We start from the raw sequence: 17096 nt of genomic DNA, 5'->3' as shown, positions 1-17096 counted from the left end.
GACCAGTTGTGGAATAAGGAAAAGCCCATTGCATTGCAGGTAAACGTTTAAAAAATTAGCACCTTTGCAAGATAGAGAAATACCTTAGCACATGGACGCCACGGACACCAAAAATCTTTCCCTCAGAGACCAGGGTCACCTTTGGCATACGCTCACACAGCACCAAACGGCGGCGCCCGCCTTGGGCATTGTCAAGGCAAAGGGGGCCCTGTTGTGGGACGAGGATGGAAAGGAGTACATAGACGGCATTGCCTCTTGGTACACCTGTATGTACGGGCACGGCAACGAACACCTTGTCCAGGCCATTTCCGAGCAAATGAAAACCTTGGACTTTGTGCTCTTCAGTGGGTTTACCCATGCCCCCGCAGTGAACCTGGCCGAAAGGCTCGTGGGACTATTGCCCCAGAACCAGGAGAAGCTCTTTTTTAACGACAACGGCTCCACCGCTGTGGAGGCCGCCATAAAAATGGCCCTACAGTATCATCACAACAACGGGGAAAAACGGGACACGCTCATTGCCTTTGAAAACGGGTTTCACGGAGATACCTTCGGTGCCATGAGTGCCTCGGGGCTTTCTTCCTATAATGGCCCCTTTGAAGATTTTCTGTTGAAGGTGATCCGTATTCCCACCCCAACGGAAGAGAACATGGAAGAGGTATCCGCCCAATTGCGGTCCGTAATTGCCCATAACGCGTGCGCGGCCTTTGTGTACGAACCCTTGGTTCAGGGCGCGGCAGGGATGAAATTTCACAGTGCCCCCGGGCTCAATGCGCTTTTGGGGCTGTGCAAGGAAGCCGACATTCTCTGCATTGCGGACGAGATCATGACCGGTTTTGGCAAGACCGGAAAGCATTTTGCCTCTGAGAACATGGCCCACTTGCCCGACATCATTTGCCTGAGCAAGGCCCTGACGGCGGGCATGTTCCCGCTGAGCATTACCAGTTGCACCCAAGCGGTGTACAACCGTTTTCTGAGCACCGAGGTGGCCAAGGGGTTCTTCCACGCCCATACCTACAGTGCCCACCCCATGGGCTGTGCGGCCGCCCTTGCCGGATTGGACCTTCTGGAATCTGCCCCCATTCTGGAGCGGCGCGCCTATTTGGAAAAAGCCCATAGGGCCTTTGTGGCCAAGGTACAGGGGCACCCCAAGGTAACCAATGCCCGGAGCATGGGCGTGATCATGGCCCTGGACCTGAACATGTCCATGGCCCGCTACGGCAGTCTCCGGGATCGGCTGTACCGGTTTTTTATGGAACGCGGCATTGTGCTGAGACCCTTGGGCAATACCGTGTACGTTTTGCCGCCCTATGTGATCACCAATGCCCAACTGGAAAAGATCTACGACGCCATCTGGGAACTTTTGCACACCTTGTAACCGCTGCTTTGAAAGAAAAAATAGCCATTACCGCATTGCGCTCCATCTCGCCACTGGGAGACGAACCTTCACAAATATGGGAAAACTACGGCCGGGACAGCCATTTTTTTGCTCCCATGACATTTGGCGGCAACACCGCCCTCGTGGCCCCTTTGCCCAAAGACCTCAAAAAGGGCATAGCGGCGCTCAAGACCTCCGAGCCCAAGTACAAGACCTTGGATGATAGCGTTCTCTTCGCCATTTATACCGCCAGGAAGGCCGTGAGTGACGCCGGTTGGAGCCCCAAGGACGCCTTTGGGGTGAACATTGGCTCTTCCCGTGGGGCCACTTCCCTATTTGAAAGATACCACGCCGCTTTTCTGGAAAAAGGCCATACGCCCACCTTGGCATCGCCCACCACCACCTTGGGCAACATCTCCTCTTGGGTGGCGCATGACCTGGGCACCCAGGGCCCGGACATCTCCCATTCCATCACCTGCTCCACCGCGCTGCATTCCGTACTGAACGGAGTTGCATGGCTACAGAGCGGCATGTGCCAAAAATTCTTGGTGGGCGGCAGTGAAGCTCCCCTGACCGGATTTACGGTGGCCCAGATGCGGGCCCTGAAAATATACGCGGAGCACCCTCCCGAGGCCGGACCGGCACACCACTATCCCTGCCGTAGCCTGGACCTTGCCAAAACAAAAAACACCATGATCTTGGGAGAGGGCGCGGCAATGGCCTGCCTGGAACCGCAAGGGGCGGCAAAGGCCCTGGCCCACATTGTTGGCGTGGGCTATGCCACGGAGCCCCTGCAGCACAACGTATCCCTGTCCACCGACGCCGTCTGTTTTCAACGGGCCATGAAGATGGCCCTGGGAAAATCTTCCGCCGAGGATGTGGACGCCATTGTCATGCACGCCCCGGGCACCATAAAGGGAGATCTGTCCGAACTGGGGGCCATAAACAAGGTGTTTGGGACCAAAAAGCCCTATATGACCGGCAACAAATGGAAACTGGGGCACACCTTTGGCGCCTCCGGGATGTTGAGCCTTGAGCTGGCCCTGTGCATGCTGCAACAACAGCGCGCCGTGCCCGTGCCCTTTGTTCCGGAGCAGGGACAACCACAGCGGCTGGAGCGCATCATGGTGAACGCTGTGGGTTTTGGAGGAAATGCCGTGAGCATCCTGCTGGAGCGGGCCTAGGTCCGTTGCGTCCGGGCCCTGTGCCCCAACGGACGGTGCGCCCGCCAAAGAATATGCGGCACGGCACGGTATTCCGTCCCCGTAATTGTATTTTTAAATTCATTTCAGCTATTTTTGATGCTCCATACAACCCAACAAAAATGATCAAAGCACGACACAATTGGACCAAGGAAGAAATACTGTCCATCTACAACAAGCCCTTGATGGAACTCCTTTACGAGGCCGCCACCGTGCACCGGGAGCACCATGACCCCAACACCGTGCAAGTGAGCACCCTGCTCTCCATAAAAACGGGCGGTTGCCCGGAAGACTGCGGCTACTGCCCACAAGCGGCCCGCTACCATACGGATATTGAGGGCAACGACCTGATGACCGTGGCCCAGGTAAAGGCACAGGCCCTGAGGGCCAAAGCCTCCGGAAGCTCGCGGGTGTGCATGGGTGCCGCCTGGCGCAACGTAAAGGACGGTCCGGAATTTGATCGGGTACTGGAAATGGTGCGCACCATAAACAAGCTGGAGATGGAGGTCTGCTGCACCCTGGGAATGGTCACGGAGAACCAGGCCAAACGGTTGGCAGAGGCCGGGCTGTATGCCTACAACCACAACTTGGACACTTCAGAGGACTATTACAAGGATGTCATTTCCACCCGTGCCTTCGAGGACCGCTTGGAAACCATTGACAATGTAAGAAAGAGCAATGTCACCGTTTGTAGCGGGGGCATCATAGGCATGGGGGAGGCCCTGGAAGACAGGGCGGGCATGCTCGTGGCCCTGTCCTCGCTGAACCCACAACCGGAATCCGTGCCGATCAACGCCCTGGTGGCGGTAGAGGGCACCCCAATGGAAGATATGGAGCCCATTCCCATTTGGGAAATGATCCGTATGGTGGCCACCACGCGCATTGTGATGCCGGAGACCCAAGTGCGCCTATCGGCGGGCCGCACCCAAATGAACCGTGAAGGACAGGCCATGTGCTTTTTCGCGGGCGCCAACTCCATTTTTGCCGGAGACAAGTTATTGACCACCCCGAACCCCGATGTGAACGAGGACATGGACATGTTTGCCCTGTTGGGACTGAAACCCCAAAAACCGTTCACCAAAATATCCCAGCCCAAAACCGTGGAGGCAGCGGACTCCAAGTACGCTCCCCAGGGCGAGAAGCCCAAATGGACACGGCCGGGGCACAGTATTCCAAGAAACGAGGCGGCCAAGCAGAAGGCCAAACCCATTTAAAGATGTTCCAAATGCCTGGGCCATGTCGCCTACGGGCAGTGTACAACAGCTAAAAAGAACAGGTCTTGACGTTAACAGAGATTCCAAGGGAAAAAGCCTTGACCAAAACGGCGTTCATTGAGCAATATTACCGTCCGCAGCGTCCCGTTGTTCTGGAAAAGGGCGTTGTGGATTGGCCTGCCCACCACAAATGGAACTTGGACTATATGGCCCAGGTGGCCGGAGACAAGCAAGTGCCGCTCTACGACGATAGGCCCGTGCAGCACAAGGACGGTTTCAACGAGCCCCATGCCACGATGAAAATGCGCGATTATGTGGCGCTGTTGAAGAAAGAACCCACCAAATACCGCATTTTTCTATGGAACGTGCTCAAGGAAGTGCCCCAGCTGCAACAGGATTTTTCCTATCCGGATATGGGCCTACGGTTCATGAAGGGGCTGCCCATGCTTTTTTTTGGAGGAAGGGACTCCCACACCTTCATGCACTACGATATTGACCTGGGCAACATCTTCCATTTTCATTTTGAGGGCAAAAAAAAATGCATCCTCTTTTCACAGGAACAAACACCCCACCTCTATAAAGTGCCCCACTCACTGATCACCCATGAGAGCATTGACTTCTCCAATCCAGACTACGACAAATGGCCGGCCCTGAAACGTGCCAAAGGATATGTAACCCATTTGGGGCACGGGGAGGTGCTGTACATGCCTGAAGGTTACTGGCACTATATGAAGTACCTTACCCCTGGCTTTTCCATGAGCCTTAGAAGCATGGCCAAAAACCCGAGGCATCTGGCCAAGGCCGTTTACAATGTGGCCATCATGCGCCACTACGATGTGCTGATGCGAAAACTGAAAGGACAGGCGTGGATAGACCATAAGAACGAACAGGCCATTTTGCGCACGGAAAAACAAAGGGGCCTCTCATGATTTCAATATCTTTGCCCCAACATTAACCCTAAAAACACTTGACTATGAAAACCATGAAGCTCTACTTGTTCTTTGTCGCAGCGATGCTGGGCAGTGCTTGGACCGCCACAGGCCAGGCCTTTGACGGCAAAGGGGACGTAAAATTTCAATTGGGGGCCAACTTCCAGGAGAACGGGTCCGGTATCGTGGCCTCCTATGACTATGGCGTGGGGCCCAACCTTTCCGTAGGTGTTTGGTCTTCTTACGTGCTCGGGGTAAAGGAAAGCCTCAATGCCGATTTCACGGAACGTTTTGATCTGCGTGTGCGCCTCAATGCCAATTTGGCCAATGTGATCGACAACGGCGGCAACTTTGACCTTTATCCAGGCCTGAGCTTGGGGCTAAAGAATTTTGGGGGGCACTTGGGCGCCCGCTACTTCTTTTCGGACGGTTTTGGTGTTTACACTGAGATTGGCGCGCCCATAGCCCGCTACAAGACAGATATAGTAAGCCCTGCAGAGGAACTACTGAACCAATTTCTCTTTAGTTTGGGGGTGAGCTTTAACCTTTAGCCCCGAGCCTGTGGGCAAGATCGTACACCAAATGGGGCTCCCAGCCCCGGTACAGGAGGTATTGGGATAATTTTCTTTTTCTGGCCTGCACGTTGCCCTTGCCCAGCTGCTCCCATTTCTTGAGCGCCAGTGCTTCCAAGGTTTGCAGATAGGTGTCCTCCGGGATTTCCTGCAGGGCCCTGCGCACATTGTAGGCAGAGATGTCCCTTTGCCTCAGTTCCCGCTCAATGCGCTTTCTGCCCCATTTTTTTATTCTGTGCTTGCCGCGGGCATAGCTTTGGGCAAAGCGTTCTTCATTGAGGTAGTTCCCCTGGATAAGGTGCCCCATGATCTGGTCCACCGCCAAGGGAATCATCCCCATGGTTTTCAGTTTGGCCACCACTTCTTTATGGCATCGCTCTTGGTAGGCGCAAAAATGCTCCATTTTTTTAGTGGCTTCCTGAACCGTGTAGTGCTTGTGCTGCATAGTGATCTGTCCTCGGATGGGCGTTGGTACCATCTCCAAACAAAGATAGGAAATGGCAGCAAGGGAGGACATCTGTATTGCCATGGCTTGGGTAACCATTCGGCAATTCATACGCAAAATTGAATGTAGCGCCAGTACATTACAGCTTTGGTTGAGAACAGCATTGATTTACCAACCCTGCAAACCTACCGTTTAACCCAGATGATGCACTGGACTTACGTTATCAGGGTGTAAAGCCCAATAAAATCAAGACTTTTACGATTGAGGCGCCCGCCTGAATGACTCAGTCGGGCGGGCCCGCCCGAACGTGCCATTCGGTACGGGCGGGTAGCCACCGCTATGGTGAGTGAGCAAAAGTCAGTGCAACGATTGATTTTGAAGGGATTTGCAGCCGTAATACCTGCCCGTTCCGTTTCGGGCGGGGAACTTCCAATGCAAAATCTGGGTTAATCCACAGCCTACATCATCAATCCAAATACAGCAGCCAAGCACTGTATAGCTGTGCTGTACATTCCGCTACCCTAAATAACCGATAAGAAAACCGGCCGCAACAGAAATGACGGCGATGCCCATGATGAAAACCAACAGCAGGGCCAAGAACACAAACACCTTGAGCAGGGACTGCCCCAGGGACAAGTTATAAAGCTTGCCGTAGGCATAGGTGTACAGCCATACCAAAAAGAGGAAATTGACCATGTAAACGAACGGATGGGTCACCAAACTCAGCATGAAGAACAAGGTAATGCTCAAGAAGCTCACCCCTTGCACATAGCTGTTCACCACCAGGTGCTCCGCAAAATTATAGGGCCGGCCATAGACCAAAAAAGCGAGGTAGGTATAAAGGGGCAACAGCAGCACGGTGAGCAGGTTAAAGTATTTCAATTGAAATCGTATGGCACTCTCACTGTCCGCCAGCTGCTCCTCTTGGAACTCGGCCGAGGCATACGGCCCCCCAAGGGTTTCAGCCATCCACTCCATCTGGCTTTTTTGAACATCTTGGTTCATCCGCACAAAGTGCTCATCAAAAGAATTGAAGGTGAATATGGCCAGGGTCATGCCAATGAGCAGAAAGGAAAAGGGGTTCATGTATCTTTTTCGGGTGCCCTCCATATAGGCGCGCAGCAACACCCCGGGCTTGGCCAACATGTGCCTTATGGTAACAAAATAGGTGTTGTCCCAACCCAAAACGGTCTGGGCCACATTGGCCAATAGGCCTTTTACCGTAATGCGCTCGCGGATCACTTTTGCACCACAGCAGGCGCAAAAACTGGAAACTTCCGTCATTTGGGTGCTGCAGTTTCTACACTGCGAGAACACCATCAATTGCCCTTGTTCATTGTCCATGCCCTTAACGTGTTCGCTGAAAATAGAGGTAATAGTACATGGCGTATCCAAATTTTGAGGCATCGGTGGAGACCAGGGACCAGCCTTGGGCGGCGTGCTCGTCCAAAAGTTCTTGAATACGCTCGGTGGAATCGTTCAAAATATGCTTGCTGTCCAGCGTCAATTTTGAATACAGAAGGAAGGAAGCCACTTTATACTCTTTCATCGGTTGGTTTTTATTGGTTTTATGGGTCAGGCCTGCCCGTTCCGGTTCAGGCGAGTGCAATTAGCCAACAAACATGTGCTCACAAGCTTGCCCCTTTGTGAACAAGGCGCTCTTGAATCTGCGATTTCGGTGGGCATCAAGGTTTGTTATGGCTCATTTCACGTTAGGTCTGCTTGGTTTGGTTTGGTGAATGAATATAGGTGTTTTTTTGATCGCTTGGTTCGCCATGCAGCACTTTTCGCTTTTTTGGAGCACTTGGCACACCCCCGTTCCATGGTGACAGCTATTTGAAATGCACAGGTCAATACCTCCCATTGACCAAACTGCACAGAACGTTGGGCACTAGCCATACATAGGTTTCAACTTCGCCCAAAGGCGACTAAAAACAGACCATCTAAGGCCATACGCCCTGCGCTTTACGCCTTCATACTGGCGCAGGAGCACAAAACGAAAGATGAACCGGATCCAAAAAAAGGGAGCGTTAAACCCAAAATAGCACTAGAAAATCTATTACAGCCCCGAGCTACGGCGAATACTGCCGCTGCGCTACTTTTTGCAATGTAACCCTAGCGGTGCCATGCTAAAATCGATGTAACCCGAGTATTCATTGTATCTCGAAGCTTCATAACGAAGTTCCAATACATAATTTGGGTTAAAGCCTTTTGCGCAAGGATGAAGGATTTACCCCCAGATGGATACCTTGATTTTTATCCAAAAAAAAAAGCGACCCAGTTGGGTCGCTTTTTAAGGTATCTTTCCATAAATGGAATGTCCCTAGAAGATGGGACACTCAATAAATGGTCTTTCCGTCTTTGTTCTTAAAACGGTATTCCAGGTACGTGTAGGCGTCCCTGGGTTGGATTTTTATCCACCTCTTGTGCTCCAAGAACCATTTGGTGCGGATGGAGGGAAAACCCCTTGTAATGTACGCCGCAATGAACGGGTGTATGTTAAGAATGATGGTGTTGTCCCTGGCGGGGCCTTTTAAAAGCCGCTCCAGATCCACGTTTATCTTGTCTATCAAAACAATGGGCGCTTCCACTTCTGCCCCTTTCTGGTTGGGGTGCTCCTCCGTTGTTTTTATGTTCATTTCGGGTCGTACCCTTTGCCTTGTAATCTGGATGAGTCCAAATTTACTCGGCGGTAATATTTTGTGCTTTGCGCGATCGTCCTTCATCTCGTCCCTGAGATGCTCAAAAAGCTTTTTTCTGTGCTGGGGCTTGCCCATGTCTATGAAATCTACCACAATGATGCCGCCCATGTCCCGCAAACGGAGTTGCCGGGCTATTTCGGTCGCTGCCAGAAGGTTCACTTCCAAAGCCGTATCCTCTTGGTTCTTGGCCTTGTTGGAACGGTTGCCACTGTTCACGTCAATGACGTGCAGGGCCTCTGTGTGCTCTATGATCAAGTAGGCGCCCCTGCTCATGGTGGCCGTTCTGCCAAAAGAGGTCTTTATCTGTCGTTCAATGCCAAATTTTTCAAAAATGGGCACCCTGGACGTATAAAGTTTTACTATGGATGCTTTCTCGGGGGCAATTTCTGCCACATAGTCCTTGATTTCCTGGTGCAGGGTGGTGTCATCCACAAAAATCCCGGTAAAGGAATCGTTGAATACATCCCTGAGGATGGATGACGCCCTGTTGACTTCCACAAGCACTTTGGAGGGTGTTTTTGCACGCTGTAATTGGCCGCACATGGCGGTCCATTTATCCAGCAAATTCTCTAGATCTTTGTCCAGTTCCGCTACTTTTTTGCCTTCTGCCACCGTTCTGATGATAACGCCAAACCCTTTGGGCTTAATGCTCTTTACCAAACGTTTTAAACGGTCTTTTTCCTTGTTGCTCCCAATTTTCTGGGAAACCGAAACACGGTCCGAGAAGGGCACCATGACCAAATAACGGCCTGCAAAGCTCAGTTCCGAACTTATTCTGGGGCCTTTGGTGGAAATGGGCTCCTTTACGATCTGTACCAGAAGGGACTGGTTGGCCTTGATCACATCGGTGATCACGCCGTGCTTGTCAATATCCTTCTCAAAAGGAAAATTCTTGAGGGCGTAATCCTTTAACTTTCCCGTGCTCACTTGCTTAATGAACTTGAGCATGGAAGAGAGCTGTGGCCCAAGATCGTGATAGTGCAAAAAGGCATCTTTTTCATAACCTACGTTCACAAAGGCCGCGTTGAGCCCGGTAACGGGTTTTCTTATCTTGGCCAAAAAAATATCGCCAACGGAGAAGTTGTTGTTCTCTTCCTCTTTGTGCAGCTCGGTCAGTTTACCGTCCTTTAACAGGGCAAAATCCACGGCATCGGAATTTGATCTTACGATTAATTCTCTATTCACCTGTATATATTTAGTATTTACGCACCCGGATAAAATGGGTCCGCAAACGGATTAAACAATATTGAAACAGATGTGGTTCCATCTGCCGAAGCCCATTGCAAGGGCCCCTATGTCAAAGAACGTCAAGAATAAGAAAAAGTAGTTAAAAAACTACTTTTTCTTATTCTTGTGTCGGTTAGCTCTTCTACGCTTTTTGCGCTTGTGGGTAGCTACCTTATGTCTCTTACGTTTCTTACCACTCGGCATAAAGTTCCTTTTTAGATTATTTATTTAACTTGTACATTGCTCTTTACGCCCTCCACGAAGACCTTTGCCGGTTTAAAGGCGGGAATGTTGTGCGCAGGGATTTTTATGGTCGTGTTCTTGGAAATGTTCCTTCCGGTCTTCTCTGCCCTGGTCTTGATGATAAAACTGCCAAAACCGCGCAAATATACGTTGTCACCACTTTCCAATGACGTCTTTACCTCCTCCATAAAAGATTCTACCGTTGCCTGCACATCTCCTTTTTCCATTCCCAGCTTATCTGAGATCTTCGATACAATTTCCGCTTTCGTCATTTTACTAAATTAGAATTTCTGTGTTTTTTAGGCTTGCAAATATATAAATTAAATTCAATCTTTCTTTCTAATGGGCTAATTTTAAGTTCATCAACGCCTTCTGGGAAGGCTTCGTATTTTTGGGCATGTCTTTTAACAAAAAAATTGGGGCGTGGTATGCCCTGAACAAGCGAAAACTTCCTTGGCGGGAGACACAAGACCCCTACCGGATCTGGTTGTCCGAAATCATTTTGCAACAGACCCGGGTGGCGCAGGGCACGCCCTATTACCTTCGCTTTGTGGCCGCCTTTCCCACGGTGCGCCATTTGGCCGCGGCCACCGAGGAAGAGGTCTTGAAGCTGTGGCAAGGCCTGGGCTATTATTCACGGGCCAGGAACCTCCATGCGGCCGCAAAAATGGTGGTGGATGAACACCGGGGCCAATTTCCCAAAACCTACAAATCGCTCTTGGCCCTAAAGGGTGTGGGGGATTATACGGCCAGTGCCGTGGCCTCCATCTGCTTTAACGAGGCCCAAGCTGTGCTGGACGGCAACGTGTACCGGGTACTGGCCAGGTACCACGGGGTGGAGCTGCCCATAAACAGTACTGCCGGGACCAAGTATTTCCGCGCTTTGGCCCAAGAGGTCATGGACCGCGAGAACGCCAGGGACTACAATCAGGGCCTGATGGAGTTCGGGGCGCTGCAGTGCACGCCCAAAAACCCCGATTGTGCCAAGTGCCCGCTGCAGGATGGCTGCGTGGCCCTGAGGGATGGCACAGTGGGCGTGCTGCCCGTTAAGATCAAAAAGAACAAGGTGCGCAAACGTTATTTCAATTATCTCGTTCCCGTGAGAAAAGATGGCGATGGCCATATGCGTACCGTGCTCCGGCAGCGCACCGGAAAAGGCATTTGGCAGGGCCTGTGGGAATTTCCGCTGCTGGAATCGGACCGGGAACTGCAACAGCCCGAAGTGGCCTTGGGGGCCAAGCAGGTGCTTGCGGTGAAGCACACGCCGCAACCCCATCTCTACAACGAAAAGCAAGTGGTGCACAAATTGTCGCACCAACACCTGTACACCAAGTTCTGGCCGGTTCCCATCAACGAGGCCCTGCCCAACGAAATCAAAGGAGAAGACCTGCACCGCTACCCCGTGCCCGTTTTGATCGCGGACTTCATCAAAACATTTAAATTTTAGTACTTTTGAACCTAAACTTCCATTATGAGCGGCACACTGAACAAAGTCATGCTAATTGGCCATTTGGGCGATGAGATCAAAATGCACTATTTTGAGGGCGGCGGCTGTATTGGCCGCTTTCCCTTGGCCACCAATGAGACCTACACCAACAAGCAGACCGGCGAACGCGTTACCAACACGGACTGGCACAATATTGTGGTGCGCAACAAGGCTGCGGAGATATGTGAAAAATATTTGGGCAAGGGAGACAAGGTCTATGTGGAGGGCCGCCTGAAGAACAGACAGTGGCAGGGCGAGGATGGCAATACCCGTTATACCACGGAAGTGCACGTTCAGGAATTTACCTTCCTTTCCACCAAGAACAACCCGGAGCCCGGAGCCCCTACCGCGCCCCAGCAACAAGCGGCGCCACGACCTGCCGCCCCAGAGAACCCATCGGAACCCAAACAGGCCCCACAGGTATCCGAACCCGGACCGGACGGGGACCTTCCCTTCTAGTCATGACCCTAAATAGGCAACATTGGACCCTGACCCCCTCTTAGCACTCGCTCCTACCCTGGTTTTGGACGGTGTCCTTACATTCAACATCATTGCCATGGTGGTGCTCCTACTGTGCTCTGCCATGATATCCGGTTCCGAAGTGGCCCTGTTTGGCCTTTCCGTAACGGAACTGAAACAAGTGGCCGAAACCAAGACCGCCAAGGGCAATATCCTCATACGGTTGTTGGAACGCCCCAAAAAGCTGTTGGCCACCATCTTGATCACCAACAACACCATTAACATTGGCATTGTGCTGCTCTTCAACACCATTGGCGACACCCTGTTCCGTTCCGTGGACCAAGTACTCTTCCAGTTCATTTCCGTGAGGTTTTTGTTGGAGGTGGTGGTGGCCACCTTTTTGATCCTCATGTTCGGGGAGATCCTCCCCAAGGTCTATGCCAACAGGAACCGGCTGAGCTTTTCGCATTTTATGGCCTACCCCTTGGCCGTGCTGGATTTTATCTTTTCGCCCCTGAGCCTGCCCATGCGGTCGGGCACGCTCTTTCTGCACAAAAAGCTGGGCAGGGAAAAGTCCAGCCTCAATGTAAACCACCTCTCCCAGGCCCTGGAGCTCACCACGGACGGGGACACCACCAAAGAGGAGAAAAAGATACTGGAGGGCATTGTGTCTTTCGGAAACACGGACACCAAACAGGTCATGTGCCCCAGAATAGATGTCTTTGCCCTGAACGACCAGCTCAAGTTCCCGGAAGTTCTGGAAGAGATCAAAAACAACGGGTACTCCCGCATTCCCGTGTATTCCGAAAACTTGGACCAAGTTACCGGAGTGCTCTACGTAAAGGACGTGCTGCCCTATTTGGAGCGCAAATCCTTTAACTGGACCTCTCTGCTGCGAGAGCCCTATTTTGTGCCCGAGAACAAGAAATTGGACGACCTCTTGGACGAGTTCCAGGAAAAAAAGAACCACTTGGCCGTGGTGGTCGATGAATATGGGGGCACCTCCGGCATTGTTACCCTGGAAGACATCATTGAAGAGATCGTGGGCGACATAAGCGATGAATTTGATGACGAAGACCTGGTCTTCTCCAAATTGGACGATCACAACTATGTCTTTGATGGCAAAACCAATCTCAAGGATTTTTACCGGGTGGTAAAACTGGAAGATGAATCCCTTTTTGAGGAAAGAAAGGGCGAGTCTGAGACCATAGCGGGCTTTGTGCTGGAAATTGCCGGCAATTTTCCCAGGCGAGGGGAAAAAGTGCGCTTTGAGAACTACACCTTTATCGTGGAAAGTTTGGACAAAAAAAGATTGAAGCGAATTAAAATAACCCTGCCCCATGAAATCTAAAGGCTATTTTATGTTGATGATGGGCTTGCTGCTACTGGCCACGGCATGCCAGGAAACCCCGGTGCCCAAGCCCAAGGCACAGTTGCGCCTGGACTACCCCGCGGGAAAACTGGCCCCATTGGAAACAGAGAATTTCGCCTTTTCGTACAATGCGGTGGGCCAAGCCAAGATGAACGGGCCCAAAGGGATCACCATTTCCTATCCAGAAATGAAGGGCGCGATCTTCCTGAGCTACAGAAAGGTGGGCCAAGACCTGGAGACGCTCATCAGGGACGCAAAAAAGCTGAGCTATGAACATGCGGCAAAGGCATTCAACATTATGGAACAACCTTATGTAAACCCGGAAAAAAAAGTGTACGGTTCCCTTTTTGTGGTAGAGGGGAATGCGGCCTCCCAGTCCCAGTTCTTTGTCACGGACAGCACCGAGCATTTCATGACGGGGGCCATCTATTTTGAGTCCCGACCCAATTACGATTCCATTTTACCGGCAGCCACCTACCTGGAAAATGATGTCCGGAACATCATTGAAACCCTGGAATGGCGATAAAACCATAAAAAATGACCCAAGAAGCCCTTTTGCAGTGCCACCGGCTCATAGCACCGCATGTGCACAACACCCCCGTGCTCACTTCCCGGCAGATCAATGCCATGGTGGGCGGCGAGGTCTTCTTTAAGTGCGAGAACTTCCAGCGGGCCGGTGCCTACAAGATACGGGGCGCCGCGCACGCCATCTTGCGCCTGCCCAAAGCCCGGCGCAAAAAAGGGGTGGTAACACATTCCTCGGGGAATTTTGCCCAGGCCTTGGCACTGGCGGCCCAAACCTTGGGGGTACCGGCCCACATTGTCATGCCCCGAACGGCACCAAAGATCAAAAAGCAAGGGGTCAAGGCCTACGGCGGCACCATTTACGAGTGCGAACCCAACCTGAAGGCCAGGGAAGGTATGGCAGCGGAGATCAAGGCCAAAACGGGGGCAAGCTTCCTGCACCCCTCCAACAATGAAGATGTCATTTTGGGCCAAGGTACCGCGGCCGTGGAACTTTTGGAATCCCAGCCCCAACTGCGGGCCATATTCTGCCCCGTGGGCGGTGGCGGGCTCATTGCCGGTTCTGCCCTGGCGGCCCACCACTTGGGCACGGACTGCAGGGTGTTGGGCGGGGAACCCTTTGCCGTGGACGATGCCTACCGGTCCCTGCTGAGCGGAAAAATAGAGGGCAACGACAGTACCGATACCATCGCAGATGGATTGAAAACGGTACTGGGCGACAAGAATTTTCCCATCATACAACAACACGTTGAAAAAATTGTACGGGTCACGGAAGACGAAATTGTGCTGGCCATGCGCCTGGTATGGGAGCGCATGAAAATGGTCATCGAGGCATCCAGCGCCGTGACCGTGGCCGCCCTGCTGCGGGATGCCAAGGAAAACCCGGAACGCTACAGGGCCAAAAAAACGGGGGTCATCATTTCCGGTGGCAATGTGGACCTGGACCGGCTGCCCTTTGGGTAGCCATTAGCATAAGGGGCAACAAAACGGCGGTCCCAGAGCTTTCCCTTAGATTCCTAAAAATCGGGAAGGCAATAAACAACTTTGGTGCGGGAAACAGGGGGCAAGCATCAGTTGGCCCCTTCGTTCAAAAGAGCTTCGGCACGGGCAATGCTGCCGTTTATTTTTTCCTTCACCACCTTTACCTTTTCCTCCTCTTCATCCAACCAAGCCTGTTTTTCCTCGGTCAAGGGCTTGCCCTTCATGATCTCTTCCGGTCCAAAACGATCGCCAAAACCTCTCATCCAATCCATCATGGTGGTGTTGGCATCTTGGAGGTCGCGCATTGCTTTTCCGTGGGGGGAATCCATCCCCAAGGAATCGGCCATGGGCTTTAACTGGCCCACCAACCTGCCCAAATGACCCATTTTTGGCATCACCTCATCGTGGATGTCCATGACTTTTTTCATTTGGGGGTTTTGCTTGGGCGCTTCCTCCTGGCAACTTTGGAACGCCAAGAAAAAAACCAATACGGCACTTAGGGAAAGGTATCTCATCATTTTTATTTTTAAGGCATGGTCATGGCTCCATCGGAAAGCGGGAGGTTTGGGAAAGCAACGGTCTCGTCATGGTGATCCATAACCCCCACAAAGATAAAAAATTGTAAGCGCATTGCATCCGCGAATGGGCATAGGTTCACCATGCTGAAAGCGGTTTGCCTAGCATACCGTCCAAAAGTTTGCGCACTTTGCCGCTGTTCCAGTTGGCCGCCCCCGTTTCCTTGACCCGTACGGTTCCCTGGCCATCAATGATATAGTTGGTGGGGATGCTGCTCTCATAGAGTGTTTTGGGCGTATCCATTTGCGGAAAAAACACCGGGAGGTCCAACCCCCTTTTGTCCAAGAATGCGCGCACCACCTCCGGTGCTTCCTGGGTAAGCAGCACAAACTGCACTTGGTCTCCATAATCTGCATGCAGCTCTTGTATGCTGGGCAGTTCTGCAATGCAGGGACCGCACCAGGTGGCCCAGTAGCCCAAGAAAACAGGACTTCCTTTGCCTATGCCAAAAGAACGGCTGTTTCCGTATAGATCGGCCACGTGATATTCAAAGGCATCCAATTGAAGTTGGTCATTGGCATCCATCTCGGATGGGGAGAAGACCATCATCTTCAATTGGTTCACGGCCACGGTGATCGGCGTACGGGTCTGCGGGATCAGGAGCAGGATCAAAAAGATCCCCAAAAACACGTTCCCGTAGTCCCATTTCTTCTTTTTTTTCTCCATCACCCCACAAAATTATTGTTTTTAAAAAGGTTGATGGTCCTTTTTAACATCGCTTTATCCCGGATGATGTATTGGACTTTCGTAGTGAGTGGGCCAAGCCCCATAAAATCATGACTTTTGCGATTGAGGCATCCGCCCGAATGTTCCTTTGCGCTACGGGCGGGCCCGCCCGAACGTGCCTTTCGGTATGGGCGGGCCCGCCCCAGGGTTCCTTTTCGGTACCGGTGATCAAAACAGTTGGAAGATCATATTGGATGTACTAAACCTGTACTGCCCAAATAGATGTGGCAGCACCGGAAAGGAGCCCTGCCCACCTCCCCTTGAAAGATATTTTGCGAGGCTGGCGGTTAGCCCCCTTTTGATTAATTTTGACATTTACAAAAAAACACGATGCAAGAAGAAACCCTAACGGTGGCCGTGGTCTCTGACGTGGCCTGTCCCTGGTGCTATATTGGAAAACGAAATCTGGAAAAAGCCCTGTCCCAATGGAAAGGCACCCCGATCACAGTGAGTTGGTACCCTTTTGAGCTGAACCCACAATTGCCCAAAGAGGGCCTGAACCTTTTTGATTATCTGGCCCAAAAATTTGGGGATGCCGATAAGACCGAAGCCATGCTGAACAGGTTGACATCGGTTGGGAAGACGGTGGGCATCGATTTCAACTGGAATCCGGAACAAAGGGCCATGAACACCCTCCCCTTGCACCAGCTCTTGAACGCCGCCGGAGCGGAAGGGTTCAAGGCAGCACTCAAAGAGCGGTTTCTGTCTGCCTATTTTGTGGAGAAAAAGCACTTGAACGAACCCGATGTACTGGAAAACATCATGGCCGATTTTGGTTGGAGCCCAGAAAAAACGAGGCAGGTGATGGCCGATGGGGAAATGGCCTATGCCGTAAAGCAGGAAATAGCGCATTACCAGCAAATGGGGGTCACCGGGGTGCCCTTTTTCATCATAAACGGCACCCACGGCATCAGCGGGGCACAACCGCCAGAGGCCTTTTTGGAGGCTTTTGCCACATTGGCCCCCAATAAAGCAATTTCTGAGGGCGACCAATGCGGTACGGACGGCTGCTAGAATTTCCGTGGCACAAGCATGCTGGGGAAATTGAGGTTGCCAAAAACT

At 52.0% G+C, this 17096-nt stretch carries 18 protein-coding genes; 11 read left to right on the top strand and 7 right to left on the bottom strand.

Annotation, left to right across the window (positions count from 1 at the left end):
* The first annotated feature begins 91 nt into the window (after positions 1-91).
* From bioA to ACKWCC_RS03955, 5 genes are all read left to right on the top strand, one after another.
* On the top strand, positions 92-1375 hold the full coding sequence (gene bioA, locus ACKWCC_RS03975; RefSeq protein WP_413994611.1) for an adenosylmethionine--8-amino-7-oxononanoate transaminase: 1284 nt from the start codon (positions 92-94) through the stop codon (positions 1373-1375).
* 8 nt (positions 1376-1383) lie between these two features.
* Positions 1384-2559 (top strand): beta-ketoacyl synthase N-terminal-like domain-containing protein, encoded by a 1176-nt coding sequence (locus ACKWCC_RS03970; protein ID WP_413994610.1) that lies wholly within the window; start codon positions 1384-1386, stop codon positions 2557-2559.
* Between the two features lie 140 nt (positions 2560-2699).
* Complete coding sequence (gene bioB, locus ACKWCC_RS03965) at positions 2700-3791, top strand: biotin synthase BioB (protein WP_413994609.1); 1092 nt, start codon at positions 2700-2702, stop codon at positions 3789-3791.
* A gap of 65 nt (positions 3792-3856) precedes the next feature.
* Positions 3857-4720 carry a cupin-like domain-containing protein gene (locus ACKWCC_RS03960; RefSeq protein WP_413994608.1) on the top strand — a complete coding sequence of 288 codons (864 nt, stop codon included), beginning with the start codon at positions 3857-3859 and terminating at the stop codon, positions 4718-4720.
* A 44-nt stretch (positions 4721-4764) separates the two neighbouring features.
* Positions 4765-5271 carry a DUF6646 family protein gene (locus ACKWCC_RS03955; protein ID WP_413994607.1) on the top strand — a complete coding sequence of 169 codons (507 nt, stop codon included), beginning with the start codon at positions 4765-4767 and terminating at the stop codon, positions 5269-5271.
* Here the strand turns inward: ACKWCC_RS03955 and ACKWCC_RS03950 are convergent.
* From ACKWCC_RS03950 to ACKWCC_RS03930, 5 genes are all read right to left on the bottom strand, one after another.
* On the bottom strand, positions 5261-5770 hold the full coding sequence (locus ACKWCC_RS03950; protein ID WP_413994780.1) for a regulatory protein RecX: 510 nt from the start codon (positions 5768-5770) through the stop codon (positions 5261-5263). The two genes, ACKWCC_RS03955 and ACKWCC_RS03950, sit on opposite strands and share 11 nt — an antisense overlap.
* A 483-nt stretch (positions 5771-6253) precedes the next feature.
* Complete coding sequence (locus ACKWCC_RS03945) at positions 6254-7081, bottom strand: DUF3667 domain-containing protein (protein WP_413994606.1); 828 nt, start codon at positions 7079-7081, stop codon at positions 6254-6256.
* A 4-nt stretch (positions 7082-7085) separates the two neighbouring features.
* Entirely contained in the window at positions 7086-7286 is a 201-nt protein-coding gene (locus tag ACKWCC_RS03940) for a DUF4177 domain-containing protein (protein WP_413994605.1), read from the bottom strand.
* Between the two features lie 790 nt (positions 7287-8076).
* Positions 8077-9624, bottom strand: a complete 1548-nt coding sequence (locus ACKWCC_RS03935) for an Rne/Rng family ribonuclease (protein ID WP_413994604.1) — start codon at positions 9622-9624, stop codon at positions 8077-8079.
* 266 nt (positions 9625-9890) lie between these two features.
* A complete protein-coding gene (locus ACKWCC_RS03930) occupies positions 9891-10181 on the bottom strand; it encodes an HU family DNA-binding protein (protein ID WP_413994603.1) in 291 nt (96 codons plus the stop codon).
* Between the two features lie 125 nt (positions 10182-10306).
* Here ACKWCC_RS03930 and mutY point away from each other — a divergent pair, with 125 nt between their 5' ends.
* From mutY to ACKWCC_RS03905, 5 genes are read left to right on the top strand one after another with little or no spacing between them, the layout of a single operon-like run.
* A complete protein-coding gene (gene mutY, locus ACKWCC_RS03925) occupies positions 10307-11356 on the top strand; it encodes an A/G-specific adenine glycosylase (RefSeq protein WP_413994602.1) in 1050 nt (349 codons plus the stop codon).
* Positions 11357-11380: 24 nt separating this feature from the next.
* The gene (locus ACKWCC_RS03920) at positions 11381-11854 is read left to right on the top strand and encodes a single-stranded DNA-binding protein (protein WP_413994601.1); all 474 of its coding nucleotides are present in this window, start codon (positions 11381-11383) and stop codon (positions 11852-11854) included.
* Positions 11855-11876: 22 nt separating this feature from the next.
* A complete protein-coding gene (locus ACKWCC_RS03915; protein ID WP_413994600.1) occupies positions 11877-13205 on the top strand; it encodes a gliding motility-associated protein GldE in 1329 nt (442 codons plus the stop codon).
* A complete protein-coding gene (gene gldD / locus ACKWCC_RS03910; protein WP_413994599.1) occupies positions 13195-13752 on the top strand; it encodes a gliding motility lipoprotein GldD in 558 nt (185 codons plus the stop codon). The genes ACKWCC_RS03915 and gldD overlap by 11 nt, the downstream gene beginning before the upstream one ends.
* A gap of 11 nt (positions 13753-13763) precedes the next feature.
* On the top strand, positions 13764-14714 hold the full coding sequence (locus tag ACKWCC_RS03905; RefSeq protein ID WP_413994598.1) for a pyridoxal-phosphate dependent enzyme: 951 nt from the start codon (positions 13764-13766) through the stop codon (positions 14712-14714).
* A 107-nt stretch (positions 14715-14821) separates the two neighbouring features.
* Here the strand turns inward: ACKWCC_RS03905 and ACKWCC_RS03900 are convergent, their stop codons facing one another.
* Together ACKWCC_RS03900 and ACKWCC_RS03895 are read right to left on the bottom strand one after the other, a co-directional pair.
* Positions 14822-15160, bottom strand: a complete 339-nt coding sequence (locus ACKWCC_RS03900; protein WP_413994597.1) for a hypothetical protein — start codon at positions 15158-15160, stop codon at positions 14822-14824.
* Positions 15161-15386: 226 nt separating this feature from the next.
* Positions 15387-15974 carry a TlpA family protein disulfide reductase gene (locus ACKWCC_RS03895; protein ID WP_413994596.1) on the bottom strand — a complete coding sequence of 196 codons (588 nt, stop codon included), beginning with the start codon at positions 15972-15974 and terminating at the stop codon, positions 15387-15389.
* A 390-nt stretch (positions 15975-16364) separates the two neighbouring features.
* On the opposite strand from ACKWCC_RS03895, the gene ACKWCC_RS03890 reads away from it, so the two are divergent.
* The gene (locus ACKWCC_RS03890) at positions 16365-17048 is read left to right on the top strand and encodes a DsbA family oxidoreductase (protein ID WP_413994595.1); all 684 of its coding nucleotides are present in this window, start codon (positions 16365-16367) and stop codon (positions 17046-17048) included.
* Positions 17049-17096: the final 48 nt, after the last annotated feature.

It is taken from the genome of Maribacter aquimarinus, from assembly GCF_047345505.1.
Classification (GTDB): Bacteria; Bacteroidota; Bacteroidia; order Flavobacteriales; family Flavobacteriaceae; genus Maribacter.
This window is presented reverse-complemented; position numbering and strand designations above follow the sequence as displayed.